We start from the raw sequence: 2,694 nt of genomic DNA on the forward strand, positions 1-2,694 counted from the left end.
GTAGACATACTCATCGGCTGTGTTTGACCACAACGAACGAAGTGAGTGACGGGAGTTTGCCGATGCACCCCCGAAGCCGAGCTTCTTCGTGGAGTCGGCGCCCCTGGGGCGCCGACCGCCTCGGCATGAGCCCCCAGCCCATTCCCTCACCCCCCGCGCCGCGCAGAATCAGTCCCGCTCCGGCGCAATCTCGGTGGCGTAGTCGACCAGCGCACCCAGGATGTCCTGCGCCCGTTCGTCCTCGGCCAGTGACTCAGACTCTTGCAGCACATCGATCCGATCGAAGAAGGCCTGCAGCGTCAATGCGCCCCCTGCCCCGTCGTGGAGTTTGTGCACCCGGTGCTCCAGCCACTGCGCCTGCTCGGCTTCGCTGAGCGTCTCCGGGTAGTTGCGCGCCCGATAACGGAACAGGATCTCCGCCAGCCGCGGATCCGCAAACGCCGGTCGCTTGTCGGCCAGTTGCTGCGGCGACAACCCGCGCAGCCGCTGCAGCGCCTTGCGGTCTTCATTGCCGACGAAGCCGCCGTACAAATCCTCGTCGACATCCGGCTTCGCACCTGGTGCCGGCCGCTCGAACACCGCCGGCCACATGCCCGCCAGCAAGTGCCCCTGCTTCGCGGCCAGCTCCGCATGCGCCAGCGCGCGCGGCACGTCGACACCCCACTTCGCGGCCACCGCATCGCTCAGCGTCTTCAGGTTGCCGATCACCATCGGTGACTTGTTGATGTGGATCGTCTTGATCGGCAGCCGCGCCATGCCCTCGGGCAACTCATCGGCCTTGCTGAACATGCGCTGGCGGATCGTCTCGACGTCCAGCGTGAACAACTCCGCAGGGTCGCTCGCCAGGTCCCACACGATCACTTCATTCTTGTTGCTCGGGTGCGGCGCCAGCGGCCACACCAGCGCCATGCAGCCGCGCTCCACGCCGTACATGCCCGAGATGTGCAGGAACGGCCGCCCCACCCCCATCTCCTGGATCACCTCGTCCTTCCTGCGCAGCTTCAGCGCGAAATCCCACAGCCGCGGCTGGCGCGACTTGATCAGCTTCGCCAGCGCAATCGTCGCCCGCACGTCCGACAACGCATCGTGCGCCGCTTCGTGCGCCAGCCCATTCGCCGCCGTCAGGTGCTCCAGCTTGAACGACGGCCGGCCGTCTTCGTGCGTCGGCCAGGTGATGCCCTCCGGCCGCAACGCCCAGGTCAGCCGCACCACGTCGAGCAGGTCCCAGCGCCCGCACTGGTTCTGCCACTCGCGCGCGTACGGGTCGATCAGGTTGCGCCAGAACAGGTGGCGCGTCACCTCGTCGTCGAAGCGGATCGTGTTGTAGCCCACGCCCACCGTTCCGGGCTGCGCCAGCTGCGCCTCGATCGCATCGGCGAACTCGTGCTCCGGCACGCCACGCTCCAGGCAGGTCTGCGGAAGGATGCCGGTCAGCAGGCACGACTCCGGATCGGGCAGGTAATCGGGCGCTGGCCGGCAATACACCATCAGCTCGCTGCCCGGCACCTCGTTCAGCTCGGCATCGGTGCGGATGCCGGCGAACTGCGCCGGCCGGTCATGGCGCGGCACGCGGCCGAAGGTCTCGTAGTCATGCCAGAAGAACGTGAAATCGGTCATGGCGCGCAATCTACCAGCAGCAGCCCGCAGCCGGCCCAAATCAGACGCGAACCCGACGGATTGCGCAAACAGCACGGTATCCGCGCCTCATTTGGACCTTAAGACCAGGACATATGTACCCGATATTCCCGTTTGACTGGGTCCGGTTTGGAGCGGGTGCACGCACCGCCGCCGACCCCGCAAACGAATTCCACACAAAGGACGCCCTTCATGGCCAGCATCATTCAGTTCCTGACGACCGCTCAGATCGCCGGCTTGTCGACGAAGTCCATTGCCGGGCTGACGACCGAGGACTGGGCCGCCTTCAACACGGCGCAGTTCCAGGCACTGACGACCACCCAGGTCGCCGCGATCCCGTCGACCAACATCTCCGCGATCGGCACCGCCGAACTCGCCGTGATGGAGACGCAGGACCTGCGGGCGCTGAGCTCCACCGCGCTGCGCGCACTGAACTCCGACCAGCTGGGCGCCTTCAACTCCGACCAGTTCGCGGCACTGACCACCGCCCAGGTCGCTGCCCTCACGACCACGCAGATCTCGCAGCTCGGCACCGCCGACCTGAACGCGCTGACGACCAACCAGTTCGCCGCGCTGACCASCGCGCAGGCCGCGGCGCTGACCTCCGACCAGATCCCGACGCTCGAATCGTCGGACCTGCGCTCGCTGAGCTCGGCCGCGATCCGCAACCTGTCGACTGCGCAGATCGATGCACTGACCTCCGACCAGATGGGCCAGCTGACCACCTCGCAGGTGGCGGCGATGACGACCGCCCAGCTGGCCAACCTGGTCACCGACGACCTGAACGCGATGAACACCGCGCAGTTCGCCGCGCTGTCCACCGCCCAGGTCGTGGCCCTGACGCCGACGCAGATCGCCGGCCTGCAGTCCGATGACCTGCGCGCCCTGAGCACCGCCCAGTTCGCCGCGATGACGACCGCCCAGGTCACCGCGCTGACCAGCGACCAGCTGCCCAACCTCGAATCCAGCGACCTGCGTGCGATCAGCACCGCCGCGCTGCGCCAGCTCAATTCCGACCAGCTCGGCTCGCTGACCAGCGACCAGTTCGCCGCCCTCACC

1 protein-coding gene and 1 pseudogene are annotated in these 2,694 nt (G+C 67.1%); one reads left to right on the top strand and one right to left on the bottom strand.

The window, feature by feature from the left end; genetic code table 11:
• Window positions 1-168: 168 nt before the first annotated feature.
• Window positions 169-1,617: an exodeoxyribonuclease I gene (gene sbcB, locus AC1D01_RS29015; protein WP_477872590.1), complete on the bottom strand. Its 1,449-nt coding sequence runs from the start codon at window positions 1,615-1,617 to the stop codon at window positions 169-171.
• Window positions 1,618-1,827: 210 nt separating this feature from the next.
• On the opposite strand from sbcB, the pseudogene AC1D01_RS29020 reads away from it, so the two are divergent.
• Window positions 1,828-2,694 (top strand): annotated as a pseudogene (locus tag AC1D01_RS29020) (heme utilization protein); the annotation flags it as partial.

The sequence above is a fragment of the Rhizobacter sp. P3_B12 genome (assembly GCF_056402895.1).

Excerpts from the sequence above, each read along its gene's own strand:
- sbcB (WP_477872590.1), bottom strand. The coding sequence starts at position 1,617 with ATGACCGATTTCACGTTCTTCTGGCATGACTACGAGACCTTCGGCCGC.